Here is an 18,686-nt window from a genome sequence, read left to right as displayed (position 1 = left end):
TCCAGGCAGCGCCACGCGCCCACGCGGTTGCCGTATTCGCGCCAGGCGTAGTTCAGCACGTCCGGCTGGTTGGGTAGCGCCGGCGCCAGCCGCGCGCCCAGGCCTTCGCCAAAGGCGAAATGCTCGAGGTTGAAGCCGATGTACACCGCCAGCCGCGCACCGCCCGGCCAATCGGGCAGATTGCGCCGGGTGATCGGCGAGTAGTCGAAACGGTCGTGGTGGAGCGGTGGGGTGAACGGCATGCGGGGATGATGCCGTGGCCCGCGGGGACGGTGTCCTATCGACCCGTGAGGGCGCCACCGTTGACGGGGAAATCGACCCCCGTCATGAACGCCGCATCGTCCGACGCCAGCCAGTTGCACAGGCTGGCCACTTCCTCGGGCCGGCCGAGGCGGCGCACCGGGGTGGCGGCGGCCAGTTGCTGCAGCACGTCGGGCGGCGGCGTGCGCGCGCCGGCCCCGGCGATGTGGCCCGGCGACACCGTGTTGACGGTGATGCCGTGCGGCGCCAGCTCCTGCGCCAGCGAGCGGGTGAAGCCCTGGGCAGCGGCCTTGGCGGTGGCGTAGTTCACCTCGCGCACCCGACCCTGGCCGCCGGTGAGCGAGGCCATCAGCACGATGCGGCCGAAGCGCCGCTCCATCATGCCGTCCACCACCTGCTTGGTGACGTTGAACAGCGAATCGATGTTGCCGCGGATGACCGCCTGCCAGTCGCTGGGCGCCATGTCGCGGAAGTGGCGTTCGCAGGAACGGCCGGCGTTGTGCACCAGCACGTCGATCGGGCCCAGCTCGCGCTGCACCGCCCCGAAGGCGCGGGTGGTGCTGGCCCAGTCGGTCACGTCACCTTCGGAGGCGATGAAATGGAAACCCAGCGCCTTCTGCGCCGCCAGCCAGGCCGCGCGGCGCGGCGAATCCGGCGCACAGCCGGCCACCACGGTGTGGCCGCTGCGCGCCAGGGCTTGGCAGATGGCAGTGCCGACGCCACCCATCCCGCTGGTGACGTAGGCGATGCGCGAACTCATGGAAACAACCCTCTTGTGTTGACGGACGCGGCCCCAGCCGCCGCCTTGGAAATACCTTCGGACACCGGCCGGGCGGCTGAACCGCCAGGGGCGCCCCCTGCGCGCCAAGACGGTGCATATTTGCACGGTGCTTGACGCCAGCGTCTCTACGCTGCACTGCAGCAATTGTGGCGCTTTGCGGGCGATCGTGCTTGCCCCCGACGCCATCTCAATGCGGCCCCGCGCCTGCGGGTTGACGACTCCCGTCGGGTAGACGCGTGCGCCAGCGAGCTTGGGGGCGAACCTCAGTCCCGCCGGGCCGCCCCAAGGGACTGAGATCCCCCTTGGGGGGGCGCGAGCACAGCGAGCTTGGGGGCCAACTTCAAAACACCGTGCCGTCGCTGTCGATCTGCACCGGTGGGCCGCCGCAGGGGCGCAGTTCGGCGGCGATCTGGCGGCCGGCCTGCCAGGTGCCGCCTTCCAGCACGCAGGCCAGCGGCATCTGCTCGGCGGTGACGCCCAGGCGCTCACGCACCCGCGGGGCCAGTTCGTCCAGCAGCACCACGGTCAGCGCCCGCCACTCGATCACCCAAGGCTCACCCGGCCGGCGGGGCCGATCGGCGAAGCCCGCGTCGCGCGGGAGGATGACGCCTGCATCCAGCAGCAGGCCGCCGTTGCGGTACTCGGGCAGGCCCGTCAACGCGTCCAGGCCCGCCACCGGCACGCCGGCCCATTCAAACGGCTCCAGCAGCGAGTAGCTGAGCCACTGGCTGAGCTTGTGGAAGGGCACCCAGCCCGCACTCGCACCGCTGCCGCCGGCCAGCGCATGCGGCCAGGCATCGCCCACCGGCAGCTGCGCTGGGCCGAAGCGCTGGCCGCTGGGCCAGATGCCGCTGAAGGCATCGAGCAAGGCCTGCAGGATGGCTGCCGCCTGCACCGTGCCGGCCGGCTGCAGCAGGTCGAACAGGCGGCCGGGCCGGCCTTCCGGGCCGAACCATTCAGGCTGCGCGGCCAGTGCGTCACCCAGACGGCGCAGCAACGCGGCGCGGCCGTCCAGGCCCACCAGTGGGTTGGTGTCGCTCACCTGGAACACCGCCGCCAGGCGCGTGGCATCGATGGACTGCAGCGCCCGCGCATCCACCCGCAGCGGCTCGGCCGGGTCGGACGAAAACGCACCGGCCAGGAAAGCGCGGAAGCTGGCCACGCCCAGCCCTTCCGAGCGGCTGTAGCGGCCGCCGGCAGCGCCGCCGGGCAGCACTTCGGCATACGACCACTGCGGCCCGGCGCCCGCGTCCAGCAGCACGCTCACCAGGGCCAGATCGATGCGCGCGCGCGCCACCTCGGCCGCGCTGCGGCCGGCCAGCAGCGCATCCATCTCGGCCTTGCGGTCGACGCCGCCGGCCTCGAAGTGGCGCCAGCGGCTGTGGTACGGAATGCCCCCGTCCGGAAAGCGGCCGCGCGTGAGTGCGGCCACGCGGTCGGCCACCGCGTCCAGCCGGCGGGCATCCAGCGTGAAGTGCTGCGAGCGGCCGGCCTCCACCGCGCGGGCGATGTGGGCGCAGCGCTCGCGGATGGTGGCGGCCTGGCGCAGTTGCTGCACCGCGGCCAGGGTCGATGCGTCAGCCACTTCAGACAAGGCCACGCCCCTTCACCTGCGCCAGGTCGGCTTCGGTCATCACGCCGCCATCGGTGAAGTAGCCGGCGGCGATCTTGGCCTCGATCTCCACCTTGGCATCGGCCGGCACCAGCGCATCGGGGATCTTCACCCGCTCGCCCACCTCGATGCCGCTGCCGGTGATGGCGTCGTACTTGTCGTTGCTCATGCTCACCAGCCGGTGGATCTTGCGGATGCCCAGCCAGTGCAGCACGTCGGGCATCAACTCCTGGAAGCGCATGTCCTGCACGCCGGCCACGCATTCGGTGCGCAGGAAGTACTTGTCGGCGCGGTCTCCGCCCTCCTGCCGCTTGCGGGCGTTGTAGACCAGGAACTTGGTCACCTCGCCCAGCGCGCGGCCTTCCTTGCGGCTGTAGGCGATCAGGCCCACGCCGCCCTTTTGCGCGCCCTGGATGCACTCTTCGATGGCATGCGTGAGGTAGGGCCGGCAGGTGCAGATGTCGGAGCCGAACACGTCGGAGCCATTGCACTCGTCGTGCACCCGGGCGGTGAGCGTGACCATGGGGTTGGCCAAATCGCGGATGTCGCCGAACACGTACAGCGTCTGCCCGCCGATGGGTGGCAGGAACACTTCCAGGTCACTGCGCGTCACCAGCTCGGGGTACATGCCGCCGGTTTCTTCGAACAGCGCGCGGCGCAGGTCCGATTCCTTGACGCCGAAGCGACGGGCCACGCCGGGCAGCCACCACACCGGCTCCACAGCCACCTTGGTGACCACGGCAGAGCCGTCTTCCAGCAGGAACTTGCCATCGGGCTGCAGCCGCTGGAAGGCGATGGCCTGCTTGACCTCGGGCAGGTGCACATGGGCCTTGGTCACCGCGATGGTGGGCCGGATGTCGTAGCCGCGCGCCAGGTAGTCGGCATAGACCGACTGCACCGAAGCACCCCAGGGGTCGATGGAGACGATCTTCTCGGCCTCGGACCACTGCGGGTAGGGGCCGATCTCGTCCGTCGGTGCGGTGTTGGTCAGGTCGGCGCGATGGCCGCGCACCAGGTTGCCGGCCGCCACCGCCAGCGCCCGGTACACGCCATAGCCGCCGCTGTGGGTGCCGATGACGTTGCGCTGCGCTCGGCTGGTGGTGCTGCCCACGATGGGGCCGCGGGCCAGTGCATCGGCCGCGCCCCACTGGATGGGCGGCGCCCCGGTGGGGCCTTGCTGGCCGGGGTGCGAGGTCAGGCGGATGTGCCGGGCGGGCTCGCTGGTGGATGGGTTCATCTCAGGCTCTCCGGAAGAACGGGATCTGGCATCGACACGCTGCGGACCATCGTACGCGGGGCGCTGTGTGTGCGGTGTGGCGCGGCTTCAACGCTCGCCCTTGCGGTAGGGCTTCATCAAGGCCTGCGGATAGGCCGCGCGCCGCGCCACCACCACCAGCGCCACGATGGCCATGGCATAGGGCAGCATCAGGTACAGCTGGTAAGGCAGCGCCAGCGCGGCCTCGGCGCCGCCATCGGCCTGCTGCAGCCGCAGCTGCAAGGCATCGAAAAAGGCGAACAACAAGGCGCCCAGCAAGGCCTTGCCCGGCCGCCAAGAAGCGAACACCACCAGCGCCACGCACACCCAGCCGCGGCCGTTGACCATGTTGAAGTAGAAGGCGTTGAAGGCCGCCAGCGTGAGAAAGCCGCCGGCCACGCCCATCAAGGCCGAGCCGGCCACCACCGCCCCGATGCGCAGCCGTGCCACCGACAGGCCCTGCCCTTCGGCGGCCGACGGGTTCTCGCCCACCATGCGGATGGCCAGGCCCAGCGGCGTGCGCATCAACCCCCACGCCACCGCCGGCACCAGCAGCAGCGCCAGCAGCGTGAGCGGCGTCTGCTGGTTGAGCACCGGCACGGGCAGCCACTCCATCGGTGCGAAGGGCGTGATGGTGGGCGGGCTCTCCACCTTCGGAAAGCTCACCCGATAGGCATAGCTGGCCAGGCTGGTGGCCAGCAGCGTGATGCCCAGACCCGACACATGCTGCGACAGCGCCAGCGTGACGGTGAGCCAGCCATGCAGCAGGCCGAACACCATGCCCACCACCGCCGCCGCCAGCACGCCCCCCCACAGCGGCGCGCCCTGGTACACCGCCAGCCAGCCGCCGAAGGCACCGGCCACCATGATGCCTTCGATGCCCAGGTTCAACACGCCGGCCCGCTCGCACAGCAGCACGCCCAGCGTGCCCAGCAGCAAGGGCGTGGCGATGCGCAGCACCGCCACCCAGAAGGGCGCCGAAGCCAGCAGCTCGGCGATGGCACTCAGGAACGCCTGCATCGGTATTGAGCCAACAGGCTGGTGACGAGGATGGCGATCAGGCTCACGGCCACGATCACGTCGGCGATGTAGGTGGGCACGCCCACGCTGCGGCTCATGCTGTCGGCGCCCACCAGCATGCCGGCCACGAACACCGCGGCCACCACCACGCCCAGCGGGTTCAGGCCCGCCAGCATCGCGATGACGATGCCGCTGTAGCCATAGCCCGGCGACATGTCGAGCGTGACGTAGCTGGTGCGGCCGGCCACTTCCACCGCGCCGGCCAGACCGGCCAGTGCGCCCGACATCATGGCCACCTTCACCGTGACCCAGCCCACCGGCATGCCTGCAAAGGCTGCCGCCCGCGGGTTGGCGCCGACGGCCCGGATCTCCAGGCCGGTGGCGGTGCGCTGCAACAGCAGCCACAACGCCACCGCCAGGCCCAGCGCCGCCAGCAGCCCGGTGTGCACGCGGCTGCGCTCGATCAGCTTGCCCAGCTGCAGCGGGTCTTGCAGGGCCACGCTCTGCGGCCAGCCCATCGCGGTGGGGTCTTTCATCGGGCCGTCCAGCATCATCGAGACGAACAGCAGCACGATGAAGTTGAGCAGCAGCGTGGTCACCACCTCGTCCACGCCCAGCCGCGACTTCAACAGCGCCGGGCCCAGCAGCAGCAGTGCGCCGGCCAGCATGGCGGCGGCAATCATGGCCGGGAACAGCAGCCAGGTGGCGGCCTCGAAGCCGGTGCCGTCGTGCAGGCCACCCACCGCCACCGCGGCCAGCGCACCGGCATACAGCTGCCCCTCGGCGCCGATGTTGAAGAGCCGCGCCCGGAAGGCCACCGCCGCCGCCAGCCCGGTAAAGATCAGCGGCGTGGCGCGGGTCAGCGTCTCGGTGATCGCAAAGCGCGAGCCGAAGGCGCCTTCGAGCAGCAGCGCATAGGCCTGCCCCACCGGCGCGCCGGCCCAGGCCACCAGCAGCGAAGCCACCGCCAGCGTGAAGGCCACCGCCACGAAGGGCGCGGCCAGCTGCCAGCCGCGCGAGGGCTCGGCCCGGCGCTCGAAGCGCAGCGGCCAGGCTTGTCTAGACATGTTCGGCCTCCTGGCCCGCGTCGTTGCCGGCCATCGCCAGCCCGATGCGCTGCAGCGTCCACTCGGCCGTGGGACGGGCGGGCGTCAAGCGCCCGTGGTGCATCACCGCGATGCGGTCGGCCAGCGCCAGCACCTCGTCCAGGTCTTCGCTGATCACCAGCACCGCGGCGCCGCGGGCGCAGGCGTCCAGCAGCTGCTGGTGCACGTAGGCCACCGCACCGATGTCCAGGCCCCAGGTGGGCTGGTTGACGATGATGAAGGGCGGCACCGCCTCGCCATTGGCCGCCAGCGCCCGCCCCAGGATGAGCTTTTGCATGTTGCCGCCCGACAGCCGCCGGGTGACGGTGTCCAGCCCACCCGCTTCCAGGCCGCGCACGTCGAAGCGCTGCACCAGACCTTGCGCATGCGCCCGCATGCGGCCGCGCCGCAGCAGGCCCCAGCGCGAGAAGGCCGGCTGCGCATAACGGTCGAGCACCGCGTTTTCCCACAGCGGCAGGTCGCCCACCACGCCGGCGGCATGGCGGTCTTCCGGCACACGGGCGATGCCGGCCTGCACGAAGGCGCGCGGCCGCGCGGGCAGCGCCCGGCCGGCCAGGCGCAGCTGCCCGGCCGCCAGCCGGTGCAGCCCGCACAGCAGGTCGGCCAGCGCCTGCTGGCCGTTGCCCGAGACGCCGGCAATCGCCACCAGCTCGCCGGCATGCACCGTCAGGTCCACGCCATCGAGCAGGCGGCGGCCTTGCGCATCCGTCACCACCGCGGCCTGCAGCTCGCACACCGGCGCGCCGCGCTCGCGGGCTGCCCGCGTGGCCGGCGCCACGCGGCGGCCCACCATCAGCTCGGCCAGCTCGGCCTTGGTCAATGGCGGCCGGCCGCTAGCAGCGTCAGGCCGGGTAGGCAGCGTGGCCACCAGCCGGCCGGCGCGCAGCACCGCCACGCGGTCGCTCACACGCAGCACCTCGTCCAGCTTGTGGCTGATGAAGATGACGGCCAAGCCCTCGGCCACCAGCTGCTTGAGCGTGGCGAACAGCGATTCGCTTTCCTGTGGCGTCAGCACCGCGGTGGGCTCGTCGAGGATCAGCACCCGCGCCCCGGCCCGGCGGCCGCAAGGCACCAGCGCCTTGAGGATTTCCACCCGCTGGCGTTCGCCCACCGACAGGTCGCCGACGCGCGCGTCCGGGTCCACGCCCAGGCCGAAGCGGCGGGCCGTGTCCAGCAGGGCGGCGCGGGCAGCGGCCCGGCGCGAGAAGGGCTGCCACAGCGGCTCGGTGCCCAGCATCACGTTGTCCAGCACGCTCAGGTTGTCGGCCAGCGTGAAGTGCTGGTGCACCATGCCGATGCCGGCCTGCAGCGCCGCCCGTGTGTCGCCCGGCGGCAGCGGGCGGCCGAAGGCCTGCACCGTGCCGCTGTCGGCCACGTAATGGCCGAACAGGATGGACACCAGCGTGCTTTTGCCGGCGCCGTTTTCGCCCAGCAGCGCCAGCACCTCGCCACGGTGCAGGCTGAGCGAGATGTCGTCGTTGGCCACCAGCGCGCCGAAGCGCTTGGCGATGCCCTGCAGCTGCAGCACCGGCGCGGCGGCCGGCGCGGGGCCGGGCGCCGCGTGGGGATGAATCGTCACTTCGCGTCGTTACTTCGCGCAGTCACTTGGTCTTCGGCGCCGCGTCGTTCACCTTCACCGTGAACTTGCCGTCCAGGATGGCCTGCTGCCTGGCCATCACCTTGGCCTTGAGATCGGCAGGCACTTTGGTGTCGAAGCTGCCCAGCGGCGCCAGCTCGCTGCCCTTGACCTTCATCAGCGAGTACTTGCCGTAGTCCTCGGCCTTGAACTGCCCGGCCTTGACCGCCGCCAGCGCCGCGTCGATGGTGGGTTCCATGTGCCACAGGGCCGAGGCCACCACCGTCTCGGGGTACTTGTCCTGCGTGTTGATCACGTTGCCGATGGCCAGCACCTTGCGCTCCTTGGCGGCGTCGCTGACGCCGAAGCGCTCGGCATACAGCACGTCCACGCCCTTGTCCACCATCGCGAAGGCAGCTTCCTTGGCCTTGGGCGGGTCGAACCAGCTGTTGATGAAGCTGACGGTGAAGGTGGCCTTGGGGTTCACTTCCTTCACGCCTTCGATGAAGGCATTCATCAGCCGGTTGACTTCGGGGATGGGGTAGCCCCCCACCAGGCCGATCTTGCCGCTCTTGCTCATGCCGCCGGCGATCATGCCGGTGAGGTAGGCCGGCTCCTGGATGTAGTTGTCGAACACCGAGAAGTTGGGCGCCTGCGGCTTGCCGCTGCTGCCCATCAAAAACGCCACCTTCGGGTAGTCCTTGGCCACCTTGCGGGCCGCGGCCTCCACCGCGAACGATTCACCGACGATGAGCACGTTGCCCTGCTCGGCGTACTGGCGCATCACCCGCTCGTAGTCGGCGTTGGCCACGTTCTCGCTGAACACGTACTCCACCTCGCCGCGGGCGACGGCCGCCTTCAGCGCCTTGTCGATGCGGCTGACCCACTGCTGCTCCACCGGCACGGTGTAGATGGCGGCCACCTTCATCTTGGCCTGGGCAAAGGCAGGCGAGGCAGCGGCGGCTGCAGCGCAGGCCAGCAGGGAGAGAACGGTGCGGCGCAGGACAGATGACATCGAGCACTCCAACGGAAGGTGGCGAAAAGTAGCAGGGTGAATAGGCACCATGCAAGTGTTGTTCCTCCTGTCGAGAACGGGTCTTCCGGCTTGCGACCGCCATGCAGTCCGTCGCGACCCACTTGACCGACGAGGACTTCATGACCACCCCGACCCCCGCAGGGCAGTACCTGCACATCCGCTTCACCGGCTCCGGCAGCGAATACTTCCGCATCTGGATCGTCAACGTGCTGCTGACCATCGTGACCCTGGGCCTTTACCACCCCTGGGCCAAGGCGCGGCGCCTGCGCTACTTTCACGGCAACACCCTCGTCGGCGGCCACCCGATGGGGTTCCACGGCGAGCCCATCCAGATGCTCAAGGGCAGCTTGTTGGTGGCAGCCTTCCTGTTGGCCTACGTCTTCGTGGGCGGTGTCTCTCCTGGTCTGCAAGCCCTGATGACGCTGGCTGCCTTGGCGGCGATGCCGGCCTTGACGCGGTCTGCCCTGCGCTTTCGAATCACCCACACCAGTTGGCGGGGCCTGCGCTTCGGCTTCTCCGGGACGATGGCTCAAGCCTACCGGAGCCATTGGCCGATCCTTGCTGCCTTTGCGAGCGTGGTGGCGTTGACCATCCTCGCTTCCGCCGCCGTGTCCGGGGCCTCTCGTGCCAACCGCCTCGAGGGCGTCCTCGTTGTTGCAGTGCTCAGCCTCTCTATGCCGATCACGATGGGCGTCATCCCGCTGTGGTGGCATCGGCAGGCGCGCTACCGCATGGAGCATGCCAACTTCGCGGGCGTCTGGGTCCGCATGAAGGCCGCTGCCGGCGAGTTTTACGGCGCACTGGTCGGCACCGCCGGGGTGTCCATGCTGGCGACGGTGCCCGCGGCGCTGGTGATTTGCCTCATGCCGCTCACCGCCGCGACGTCCGATGACCCAGGCCTGCAACAGATGCTCAGGCCGCAGGCCCTGCAGTCCACCACCTGGTGGACCGCCGCCGTCCTGGCGCTGTGCTACCTGCTGGCCGTGTGCGCGGGCAAGGCCTATCACGCCAGCCGCATGCAGAACATCGTGTGGGGGAGCGCTGAAGGCGACCAGATTCGCTTTCAAAGCCGGTTGGGGTTCCTGCCGATGCTCACGCTCTACATGAAGAACGGGCTGTTGACGGTGGTTTCGCTCGGCCTCTACTGGCCTTTCGCGCAGGTGGCCTTGGCGCGGCTGCGTTTGGAGGCGGTGTCCGCCGAACTCTTCACCGATGTGGATGCCCTGGTGTCCGGCCAACGCGGCGGCAGTGCACACGCCACAGGCGATGCGGGGGTCGATGCCTTCGGCATCGACGTCGGCTTGTGACGGCGACGCCCGACCCGGCAGCACCCGCGCCTGGACTGGCCGCGCAGTACTTCGACGGCCGCAGCGCACGTGCCCATGAGGCCCTCGTCCAGGTCCAGGCCGGCGAACTGATCATCCGTCCGGCCGGGGAAGCGAGTTTCGACACGCTGCACGTGGCGCTGGCGGCGGTTCGCTGGTCGGAGCGACAACGTCACGGCTCGCGCCACGCGGACCTTCCCAACGGTGCCAGGCTGCACGCGAGCGATGCGCTGGCATGGGATCGATGGCGCCGCAGTCTCGGGGCCGGCGACTCGCTGGTCGTGCGCTCACAGCAGAGCTGGCGCGGTGTCGTCCTCGCCAGCCTGCTGCTGATCGCCGCCAGCGTCAGCGCCTACCGGTGGGGCCTGCCTGCGGCGGCCATGGCCACGGTGGCCGTGCTGCCGCACACCGTCGACGCGCAGGTGGGCGACCAACTGCTGGCAGCGCTGGAAGATGAGTTGTTCGCGCCCTCGCTGCTGCCGGAAAGCACGCAACGGCGGTGGCTCTCACGCTTTGACCAGGCGGCCCAGGCCACCCATGCGCCGCAGCCACCACCCCCGCACCGCGTGCTGTTCCGCCACAGCCCGAAGCTGGGCGCCAATGCACTGGCGCTGCCCGGGGGCACCATCATCGTCACCGACCAGATGGTGCAGGCCTTCGCGCAGGATGCCGACCACGGGGAACCGGTGTTGGTGGGAGTGTTCGGCCACGAACTGGGACATGTGGCCCACCGGCATGGCATGCGCACCGTGGTGCAGGCTTCTTTGCTGGCGGTGGCAGCCGCCATGGCCATCGGCGACGTGACCGGTGTGACCAGCGCGCTGGCGGTGACGGCCCTGCAGATGGGCTATTCGCGTGAGCTGGAACGAGAGGCGGATACCGAGGCCATCCGCACCTTGCAGGCCGACGGCCAGGACCCGGCCCAGATGCGCCGGCTGTTCGGCGCGCCGCACGCGAACGGCGAGCGATCTGCGGCCACACGGCTGGGCATCGCACTGTCCAGCCACCCCGACGACGCCGAGCGCATCCGCCGGGTCGGACAGGCCGGCCGCCTAAAATAGCGCCCTTTGTGCAAAGGGCGTCCGCGCCCGCTGGTCTGCCATGACGCCCACCTCCCTCACCGCCCTGTCCCCGCTCGATGGCCGCTATGCCGCCAAGGTGGCCGCGCTGCGCCCATTGCTGTCCGAGTTCGGGCTGATGCACCGGCGCGTGCAGGTCGAGGTGGAGTGGTTCATCGCGCTGTCGGACGCCGGCTTTGCCGAGTTCAAGCCGCTGACCGAAGCCTCGCGCGGGCTGCTGCGTGGCCTGGTGGTGCGCTTCTCGGAAGAAGACGCCCAGGCCATCAAGGACATCGAGAAGACCACCAACCACGACGTGAAGGCGGTGGAGTACTGGCTGAAGTCGCGCATCGCCGGCCAGGCCGAGCTGGAAGCCGCCAGCGAATTCATCCACTTCGCCTGCACCAGCGAAGACATCAACAACACCAGCCATGCGCTGATGCTCAAGGCCGCGCGCGACGAGGTGATGCTGCCGGCGCTGGACCGCATCATCGACAAGCTGGCCGGCATGGCCCGCCAGTTTGCCGCGGTGCCCATGCTCAGCCGCACCCACGGCCAGACGGCCAGCCCCACCACCGTGGGCAAGGAAGTGGCCAACGTGGTGGTGCGGCTGCGCAATGCCCGCACCCGCATCGCCGAGGTGCAGCCGCTGGCCAAGATGAACGGCGCGGTGGGCAACTACAACGCCCACCTGTCGGCCTGGCCCGGACACGACTGGGAGGCCCATGCCCGCCAGGTGGTGGAGCAGCAGCTCGGGCTCACCTTCAACGCCTACACCATCCAGATCGAGCCGCATGACTGGATGGCCGAGCTGTTCGACGCCGTCACCCGGGCCAACACCATCCTGATCGACTGGGCGCGCGACGTCTGGGGCTACATCTCGCTGGGCTACTTCAAGCAAAAGACCAAGGCGGGCGAGATCGGCAGCTCCACCATGCCGCACAAGGTCAACCCGATCGACTTCGAGAATGCCGAGGGCAACTTCGGCCTGGCCAGCGCGCTGCTCACCCACCTGAGCCAGAAGCTGCCGATCAGCCGCTGGCAGCGCGACCTGACCGACAGCACCGTGCTGCGCAACATGGGCGTGGCCCTGGGCTATGCGCTGCTGGGCTACGACAGCCTGCAGCGCGGCCTGGACAAGCTGGAGCTGAACGAGCCGGCGCTGGCCGACGACCTGGACGCCGCCTGGGAAGTGCTGGCCGAGCCCATCCAGACCGTGATGCGCCGCTACGCGCTGCCCAACCCCTACGAGCGCCTGAAGGAGTTGACCCGGGGCAAGGGCATCACCCGCGAGGCGATGCAGCAGTTCGTCGCCACGCTGGAGATTCCCGAGGCCGACAAGGCACGGCTGCTGGCGCTGACGCCCGGCGGCTACACCGGAAAGGCGGCGGAGCTGGCCCAACGCATCTAGCCGGGCAGCAGCATGGGCTGCCTAGAATCAGCCGATGAACTTCGTCACAGCGCTGCGGCAGGCCGCCCATACCCAGGATTCGATGCTTTGCGTGGGCCTGGACCCGGACCCGGCCCGCTTTCCCGGCGCCTGGGCCGGTGACGCCAGCCGCATCTTCGACTTCTGCGCCGCCATCGTCGACGCCACGCACGACCTGGTGTGCGCCTTCAAGCCGCAGATCGCCTACTTCCACGCCCACCGCGCCGAAGACCAGCTCGAACGGCTGATCGCCCACATCCGCCAGGTGGCACCCACGGTGCCGGTGATCCTGGACGCCAAGCGCGGCGACATCGGCGCCACCGCCGAGCAGTACGCGCGCGAAGCCTTCGAGCGCTACCAGGCGCATGCGGTCACGCTCTCGCCCTTCATGGGCTTCGATTCCATCGAGCCCTACCTGCGCTACGAAGGCCGCGGCGCCATCCTGCTGTGCCGCACGTCGAACGCCGGCGGCAGCGACCTGCAGGCGCAGCGCCTGGCCAGCGGCGAGCTGCTGTTCGAGCACATCGCCCGCCTGGCCGCCGGCCCGTGGAACGCCAACGGCCAGCTGGGCCTGGTGGTGGGCGCCACCTTCCCGGCCGAGGTGGCGCGGGTGCGCGAGCTGGCGCCCACGCTGCCGCTGCTGATTCCCGGCGTCGGCGCCCAGGGCGGCGACGCCGAAGCCACGGTGCGCGCTGGCTGGCGGCCCGAGGCGCCGATCATCGTGTCGTCGTCGCGGGCGGTGCTGTACGCCTCGCGCGGGGACAACTTCGCGGCCGCCGCCCGCGCGGCCGCGCTGGCCACCCGCGACACCCTGAACGCGGCGCGGTCGCAACCCGCGGGCTGACCGTGCGGCAACGCCGCATGCCACACCCCACCTGCCCTCCCCGGGGCATCCGCGCGTGAACGCCTCGCCCCTGGTCGATCCGCTGCCGTCGGTGCGCGCACTGGTGGCGCACTACTTCTATGGCACCGTCAGCGTGGGTGCGCTGGCCGCCGCCGCGCTGCTGATGCTGGCGCAGCCGGGGCCGCTGGCGCCGCGCGGCCTGCTGGCCGGCGGTTTCCTGCTGATGGCGCTGGCCGGTGCCCTGCTGCAGCGCCAGCGCGGCCCGGTGATCGACCGGGCGGTGATGCCGGTGGCGCTGGGCACGGTGCTGCTGATCACGCTGACCAGCCTGATCTTCCAGTGGGGCGTCAACAGCGCTGCCATCGGTTTTTACAGCCTGCTCACCTGCACCGCCTGCGCCATTTCCACGGTGCGGCGCGGAACGCTGGTGGCGGCCGGGGCGGCGCTGTCCATCGGCCTGCTGGCCTGGGCCGAGCACCGGCAATGGATCACCGGCGCCGCCGCGGTGGCCGACGTGCCGCTGCTGCGGCGGCTGCTCAACCAATGGCTGCTGCTGGCCGCCGGGCTGGCCTGCGGCACGCTGCTGGCCCGCGTGCTGCGCCAGCACGTGGGCGCCAGCGCCGAGCGCGAACTGCGCTTCGTCGGCCTGCTGGGCATCGCCGCCGATGCCTACTGGGAGCTGGACACCGGCTTTCGCATCGTGCACCTGTCGATGCGCAACCCGGACCACCGCTTCCAGCCGGTGCAGCCGCCGCCGCTGTGCCCGCCCTGGCAGATGCCGGGCCGCCTGTTCGACGAAGACGTGCTGGACGCCTTGCGCGCCGACCTGACGGCCCGCCGCCCCTTCCGCGAAGTGCATGTGCGCGAGCAGCAGCCCGACGGCAGCCTGCGCCATGAGGTGCTGAGCGGCGAGCCCCGCTTCGACGCCCGCGGCGTCTTCGTCGGCTACTGGGGCGTGTCGCGCGACGTCACGCTGGACATGCGGGCCCGCGCCGCCCTGGTGGCCACCGAAGTGCGCTACCAGGAGCTGTTCAGCCGCCTGCCCTCGCCGCTGCTGCTGCACCGCCAGCGCCGGGTGCTGGATGCCAACCCGGCCGCCGCCGCGCTGTTCGGCTACCCCGACGTTGCCTCGATGCTGGGCCAGGACGTGTTCGGCGCGCTGCAGCCGCCGGAGGCCCAGGCCGGTGAGGCGCTGCTGCTGGAGGCGGCGCCGGGCCATCCGCAGCTGTCGCCGGCCGAATACACCTTGAACACCGTGGACGGGCGCCAGCGCACCGTGCGCGTGGCCGGCGTGGGCGTGGAAGCCGACGGGCAGCCCGCCACGCTGTCCAGCTTCCTCGACGACACCGAGCGCCGCAGCGCCGAGCAGGCGGTGCGCCGCTCGGAGGCGCTGCTGTCGCACCTGGTGGCCACCAGCCCGGACGTGATCACCCTGTCGGAGCTGGGCGGCCGCTACGTGATGGTCAACGACACCTTCGTGCGCCTGACCGGTTACACGATGGACGAGGTGATCGGCCGCAGCGCGCTGGAGCTGGGCATCTGGGTGCACCCCGAAGACCGCGCACGCATCGTCAAGGGCGTGCAGCAATCGGCCGTGGTGCGCGACCTGCCCACCCAGTTCAACGCCAAGGACGGGCAGCGGCTGGACATGCTGGTGTCGGCCGCACGCTTTGCGATGGACGGGCGGCAGTACCTGGTGCTCAACGCCCGCGACGTGACGGTGCAGGAGCGCGCCCGGCTGGAGCGCGAGGCCATCCTCGAGAACGCCTCCATCGGCATCGCCCTGACGCGCGACAGCGTGTTCCAGCTGGCCAACCCGCGCTTCGAGCAGATGTTCGGCTGGTCACGCGGCCAGCTGCCCGGCCAGCCCGGCCGCGCGGTGTGGCCCGACGACGCCGCCTACGCCGCCATGGGGCGCGCCATCGGCCCTTCGCTGGCGCGCGGCGAGCAGGTGGAGTACGAGGCGCCGATGCGCCGCCACGACGGCAGCATGTTCCTGTGCCGGCTGCTGGCCCGCGCGGTGGACCCGCACCACCCCAGCGGCGGCAGCACCATCTGGATCGCCGATGACGTGACCGAGCGCCGCGGCGTGGAAGCCGCGCTGGCCAAGGCCCGCGACGAAGCCGAAGCCGCCAGCCAGGCCAAGAGCGCCTTCCTGGCCAACACCAGCCACGAGATCCGCACGCCGCTCAATGCGCTGGTGGGCCTGGCGCGCCTGGCCCGCCAGAGCGACGTGGACGAAGACCGGCGCGGCCAGTACCTCGACCAGATCGTCGACAGCGCCAAGCTGCTGTCGGCCATCATCTCGGACATCCTCGACCTGTCGAAGGTGGAAGCCGGCAAGCTGCGGCTGGAGACCGTGCCCTTCGACCTGCATGCGCTGCTGGGCAACCTGCACCGCGGCAGCCTGGGCCCGGCCGAGGCCCGCGGCCTGGCGCTGCACCTGGACATCGACCCCGCGCTGCCGCAGCGGGTGCTGGGCGATCCGGTGCGGGTGCGGCAGATCATCGGCAACTTCCTGAGCAATGCGCTGAAGTTCACCGCCAGCGGCAGCGTGACGCTGCGCGCCCGGCCGGCCCGTGCGCTGCGCAACGGCCGACCCGATCCGCTGGCGTCCACCGCCCGGCTGCGCATCGAGGTGGTGGACACCGGCCCGGGCATCGACCGCGCGACCCAGGGCCGCCTGTTCCAGCCCTTCACCCAAGGCGACGAATCCACCACGCGCCGCTTCGGCGGCACCGGGCTGGGTCTGTCCATCTGCCGCGAGCTGGCCACCTTGATGAGCGGCGAAGTGGGCGTGCAAAGCCAGCCCGGCCGCGGCAGCGCCTTCTGGGTGGAGCTGCCGCTGCCTTCCAGCGACGACGACGGCACACCCTCGGCCTTCGGCCCGCTGGACACCACCAGCCCGCTCGCCGGCCGCCGGGTGCTGATGGTGGAAGACAACGCGGTGAACATGATGATCGGCGTGGCGCTGCTGGAGCGCTGGGGCGTGGAAGTGGCGCAGGCCGCCAACGGCCGCGAGGCGGTGGAGGCGGTGCGCCAGGCCGCCGACAAGGGCCGGCTCTTCGACGCCGTGCTGATGGACGTGCAGATGCCGGTGATGAGCGGCCATGAAGCCACCCGCGTGCTGCGCGAGCAGTTCGACGCCCGCGCGCTGCCCATCCTGGCGCTGACCGCCGCGGCCCTGGTGTCCGAGCGTGAGCAGGCCCTGGCCGCCGGCATGAACGACTTCCTCACCAAGCCCATCGACCCCGTGCGGCTGCATGCGGCGCTGGTGGAGGCGATGGCGCTGGGCACCCTCTAGGCGCATCTTGCATACAACCGTGCACCACAAGGTGACACGGCTTGTCACTTGGGGGTGCGTGCGGGTGCATGGGACAGCCATGGCGATGGGCATGCGACTTGCGCCCTGGGGCGCTGCACTTCAACACAGCCCCGGAGCCCGTTCGACCATGCATTTCTCCTTCGAAGCCCGCCTGCGCCCCGCCGCCTTTGCTGCCTTGCTGGCCCTGGCCGCCGGCGCCGCACACGCGCAGTCCAGCGTGTCCATCTACGGCCTGGTCGACATGTCGGCCGGCCAGTTCCAGAACGCGGGCGAAGCCAAGCTCAAGCGCGTGCAAAGCGGCAACCTCTCTACCAGCTATCTCGGCTTTTCGGGCACCGAAGACCTGGGCGGCGGCCTGAAGGCCACCTTCGCGCTGGAGAGCTTCTTCCTGGCCGACACCGGCGGCGCCGGCCGCTTCGGGCCCGACGTGTTCTGGGCCCGCGCTTCCAACGTGGGCATCGCCGGCAGCTTCGGCTCGCTGCGCGCCGGCCGCGCCAGCCCGCCGCTGTTCGTGTCCACGCTGCTGTTCAACCCCTTCGGCGATTCGTTCGGCTTCTCGCCCTCGATCCGCCAGTGGTACAACAACGCGAAGGGCGCCGGCAATGCCGTGTTCCAGACGCCGTTGATCGGCGACTCGGGCTGGAGCAACGGCGTGTTCTACGGCACGCCCAAGTTCGGCGGCCTGAGCGCCAACGTGGCCGTGACGGCCGGTGAAGGCGGCGTCAACAAGGGGCCCAACTACGGCGCCAACGTGCTGTACTTCGGCGGCCCGTTCTCGGCCACGCTGGCCTGGCAGCACGTGGAAGCCAACGGCCCGGGCGGCAACAACCTGACCAACTTCGCCGGCTTCGACCACCAGGAAGCCTGGCAGCTGGGCGCCTCGTACGACTTCGGCATGGTCAAGCTGTTCGGCCAGTACGGCCAGATCACCACCGACGCCACGCTCGAGGTCAAGACCAAGAACGCCCAGGTCGGCGCCAGCGTGCCGGTGGGCGCGGCCGGCGCGGTGCTGGCCTCGTACGGTGAATCGAAGCGCGAAGGCGGCGTGGGCCGGCTCAACAAGACGCTGACGCTGGGCTACGACCACAACCTGTCCAAGCGCACCGACCTGTACGCGATCTACATGAGCGACAAGCTCACCGGCTTCGACACCGGCAACACCTACGCCATCGGCCTGCGCCACAAGTTCTGAGCGAACCCCTCGGTCCGGGCGCAGCCCGGGCCTTGGGGGCCCAATCAATCCACCTTGGCGCCCGACACCTTCACCACCTGCGCCCACTTGGCGGTCTCGGCGTCGATCAGCTTGGCGAACTCGGCCGGCGTGTTGCCGCTGGGCACCGCGCCCTGGGCCATCAGGCGTTCCTTCAGCACCGGGCTGGCCAGCGCCTTGGCAGTTTCCTGCTGCAGGCGATTGACCACGTCGGCGGGCGTGCCGTGCGGCGCCAGCAGGCCGAACCAGCTGCTGGCTTCATAACCCTTGACCGGCCCGGCCTCGGCGATGGTGGGCACGTCGGGCAGCGCGGGCGAACGGGCCGCGCTGGTCACCGCCAACGCCTTCAGCTTGCCGGCCTTGATCTGCTGCATCGACGACGGCAGGTTGTCGAACATCAGGTCCATGTTGCCGCCGATCAGGTCGATCAGCGCCGGGCCCGAACCGCGGTACGGGAAGTGCACCATGTAGCTGCCGGTCATGGCCTTGAACAGCTCGCCCGCCAGGTGGATGGAGGTGCCGTTGCCCGAGCTGGCCATGTTGAGCTTGCCGGGGTTGGCCTTGGCGTACTTGATCAGGTCGGCCACGTTGCGGATGCCCAGCCGCTCGGCCTTGGCCGGGTTGAACACCAGCACGTTGGGCACCGCGGCCACCAGCGTCACCGGCGCGAAGTCCTTGATGGGGTCGTAGGGCAGCTTGGGGTACAGCGACTGGTTGATGCCGTGAGTGCCCACGGTGCCCATCAGCAGCGTGTGGCCGTCGGGTGCCGACTTGGCCACTTCGGCCGCGCCGATGTTGCCGCCCGCGCCGGGCTTGTTGTCGACGATGAAGGGCTGGCCGAACACCCG

The 18,686-nt window shown here is 70.4% G+C and carries 14 protein-coding genes and 1 pseudogene; 6 read left to right on the top strand and 9 right to left on the bottom strand.

Annotation, left to right across the window (positions count from 1 at the left end; all coding sequences use genetic code 11):
- From ABNT58_RS22140 to ABNT58_RS22105, 8 genes and pseudogenes are all read right to left on the bottom strand, one after another.
- Nucleotides 1-242, bottom strand: a pseudogene (locus ABNT58_RS22140) (polysaccharide deacetylase); the annotation flags it as partial.
- Nucleotides 243-277: 35 nt separating this feature from the next.
- Entirely contained in the window at nucleotides 278-1,021 is a 744-nt protein-coding gene (locus tag ABNT58_RS22135; RefSeq protein ID WP_348755566.1) for an SDR family oxidoreductase, read from the bottom strand.
- 361 nt (nucleotides 1,022-1,382) lie between these two features.
- Nucleotides 1,383-2,636, bottom strand: a complete 1,254-nt coding sequence (locus ABNT58_RS22130; RefSeq protein ID WP_348755568.1) for a URC4/urg3 family protein — start codon at nucleotides 2,634-2,636, stop codon at nucleotides 1,383-1,385.
- Nucleotides 2,629-3,891, bottom strand: coding sequence for a GTP cyclohydrolase II (locus tag ABNT58_RS22125; RefSeq protein WP_348755565.1), 1,263 nt, complete (start codon nucleotides 3,889-3,891; stop codon nucleotides 2,629-2,631). Before ABNT58_RS22125 ends, ABNT58_RS22130 begins: the two co-directional genes overlap by 8 nt.
- 87 nt (nucleotides 3,892-3,978) lie before the next feature.
- Entirely contained in the window at nucleotides 3,979-4,917 is a 939-nt protein-coding gene (locus ABNT58_RS22120) for an ABC transporter permease (protein WP_348755567.1), read from the bottom strand.
- Nucleotides 4,914-5,996: an ABC transporter permease gene (locus ABNT58_RS22115; RefSeq protein ID WP_348755564.1), complete on the bottom strand. Its 1,083-nt coding sequence runs from the start codon at nucleotides 5,994-5,996 to the stop codon at nucleotides 4,914-4,916. The genes ABNT58_RS22120 and ABNT58_RS22115 overlap by 4 nt, the downstream gene beginning before the upstream one ends.
- Nucleotides 5,989-7,614, bottom strand: a complete 1,626-nt coding sequence (locus ABNT58_RS22110) for an ABC transporter ATP-binding protein (protein WP_348755563.1) — start codon at nucleotides 7,612-7,614, stop codon at nucleotides 5,989-5,991. Before ABNT58_RS22110 ends, ABNT58_RS22115 begins: the two co-directional genes overlap by 8 nt.
- A gap of 22 nt (nucleotides 7,615-7,636) precedes the next feature.
- On the bottom strand, nucleotides 7,637-8,626 hold the full coding sequence (locus ABNT58_RS22105; protein ID WP_348755562.1) for a BMP family protein: 990 nt from the start codon (nucleotides 8,624-8,626) through the stop codon (nucleotides 7,637-7,639).
- Nucleotides 8,627-8,766: 140 nt separating this feature from the next.
- Here ABNT58_RS22105 and ABNT58_RS22100 point away from each other — a divergent pair, with 140 nt between their 5' ends.
- The 6 genes from ABNT58_RS22100 to ABNT58_RS22075 all read left to right on the top strand — a co-directional run bounded on the left by ABNT58_RS22100 (nucleotide 8,767) and on the right by ABNT58_RS22075 (nucleotide 17,820).
- A complete protein-coding gene (locus ABNT58_RS22100) occupies nucleotides 8,767-9,954 on the top strand; it encodes a YjgN family protein (RefSeq protein WP_348755561.1) in 1,188 nt (395 codons plus the stop codon).
- Nucleotides 9,951-11,033: a M48 family metallopeptidase gene (locus ABNT58_RS22095; RefSeq protein ID WP_348755560.1), complete on the top strand. Its 1,083-nt coding sequence runs from the start codon at nucleotides 9,951-9,953 to the stop codon at nucleotides 11,031-11,033. Before ABNT58_RS22100 ends, ABNT58_RS22095 begins: the two co-directional genes overlap by 4 nt.
- A gap of 40 nt (nucleotides 11,034-11,073) precedes the next feature.
- Nucleotides 11,074-12,441: an adenylosuccinate lyase gene (gene purB, locus ABNT58_RS22090; RefSeq protein ID WP_348755559.1), complete on the top strand. Its 1,368-nt coding sequence runs from the start codon at nucleotides 11,074-11,076 to the stop codon at nucleotides 12,439-12,441.
- 34 nt (nucleotides 12,442-12,475) lie between these two features.
- Complete coding sequence (gene pyrF / locus ABNT58_RS22085; RefSeq protein ID WP_348755558.1) at nucleotides 12,476-13,303, top strand: orotidine-5'-phosphate decarboxylase; 828 nt, start codon at nucleotides 12,476-12,478, stop codon at nucleotides 13,301-13,303.
- A gap of 55 nt (nucleotides 13,304-13,358) precedes the next feature.
- Nucleotides 13,359-16,607, top strand: a complete 3,249-nt coding sequence (locus ABNT58_RS22080; protein WP_348755557.1) for a PAS domain S-box protein — start codon at nucleotides 13,359-13,361, stop codon at nucleotides 16,605-16,607.
- 148 nt (nucleotides 16,608-16,755) lie between these two features.
- A complete protein-coding gene (locus tag ABNT58_RS22075) occupies nucleotides 16,756-17,820 on the top strand; it encodes a porin (protein ID WP_348755556.1) in 1,065 nt (354 codons plus the stop codon).
- Nucleotides 17,821-17,864: 44 nt separating this feature from the next.
- Here the strand turns inward: ABNT58_RS22075 and ABNT58_RS22070 are convergent.
- Nucleotides 17,865-18,686, bottom strand: an 822-nt coding sequence (locus ABNT58_RS22070) for a tripartite tricarboxylate transporter substrate binding protein (RefSeq protein WP_348755555.1), incomplete at its 5' end; no start/stop codon positions are given.

Origin of the sequence: uncultured Aquincola sp., from assembly GCF_964001545.1 — a bacterium.
GTDB lineage: Bacteria > Pseudomonadota > Gammaproteobacteria > Burkholderiales > Burkholderiaceae_C > Aquincola.
This window is presented reverse-complemented; position numbering and strand designations above follow the sequence as displayed.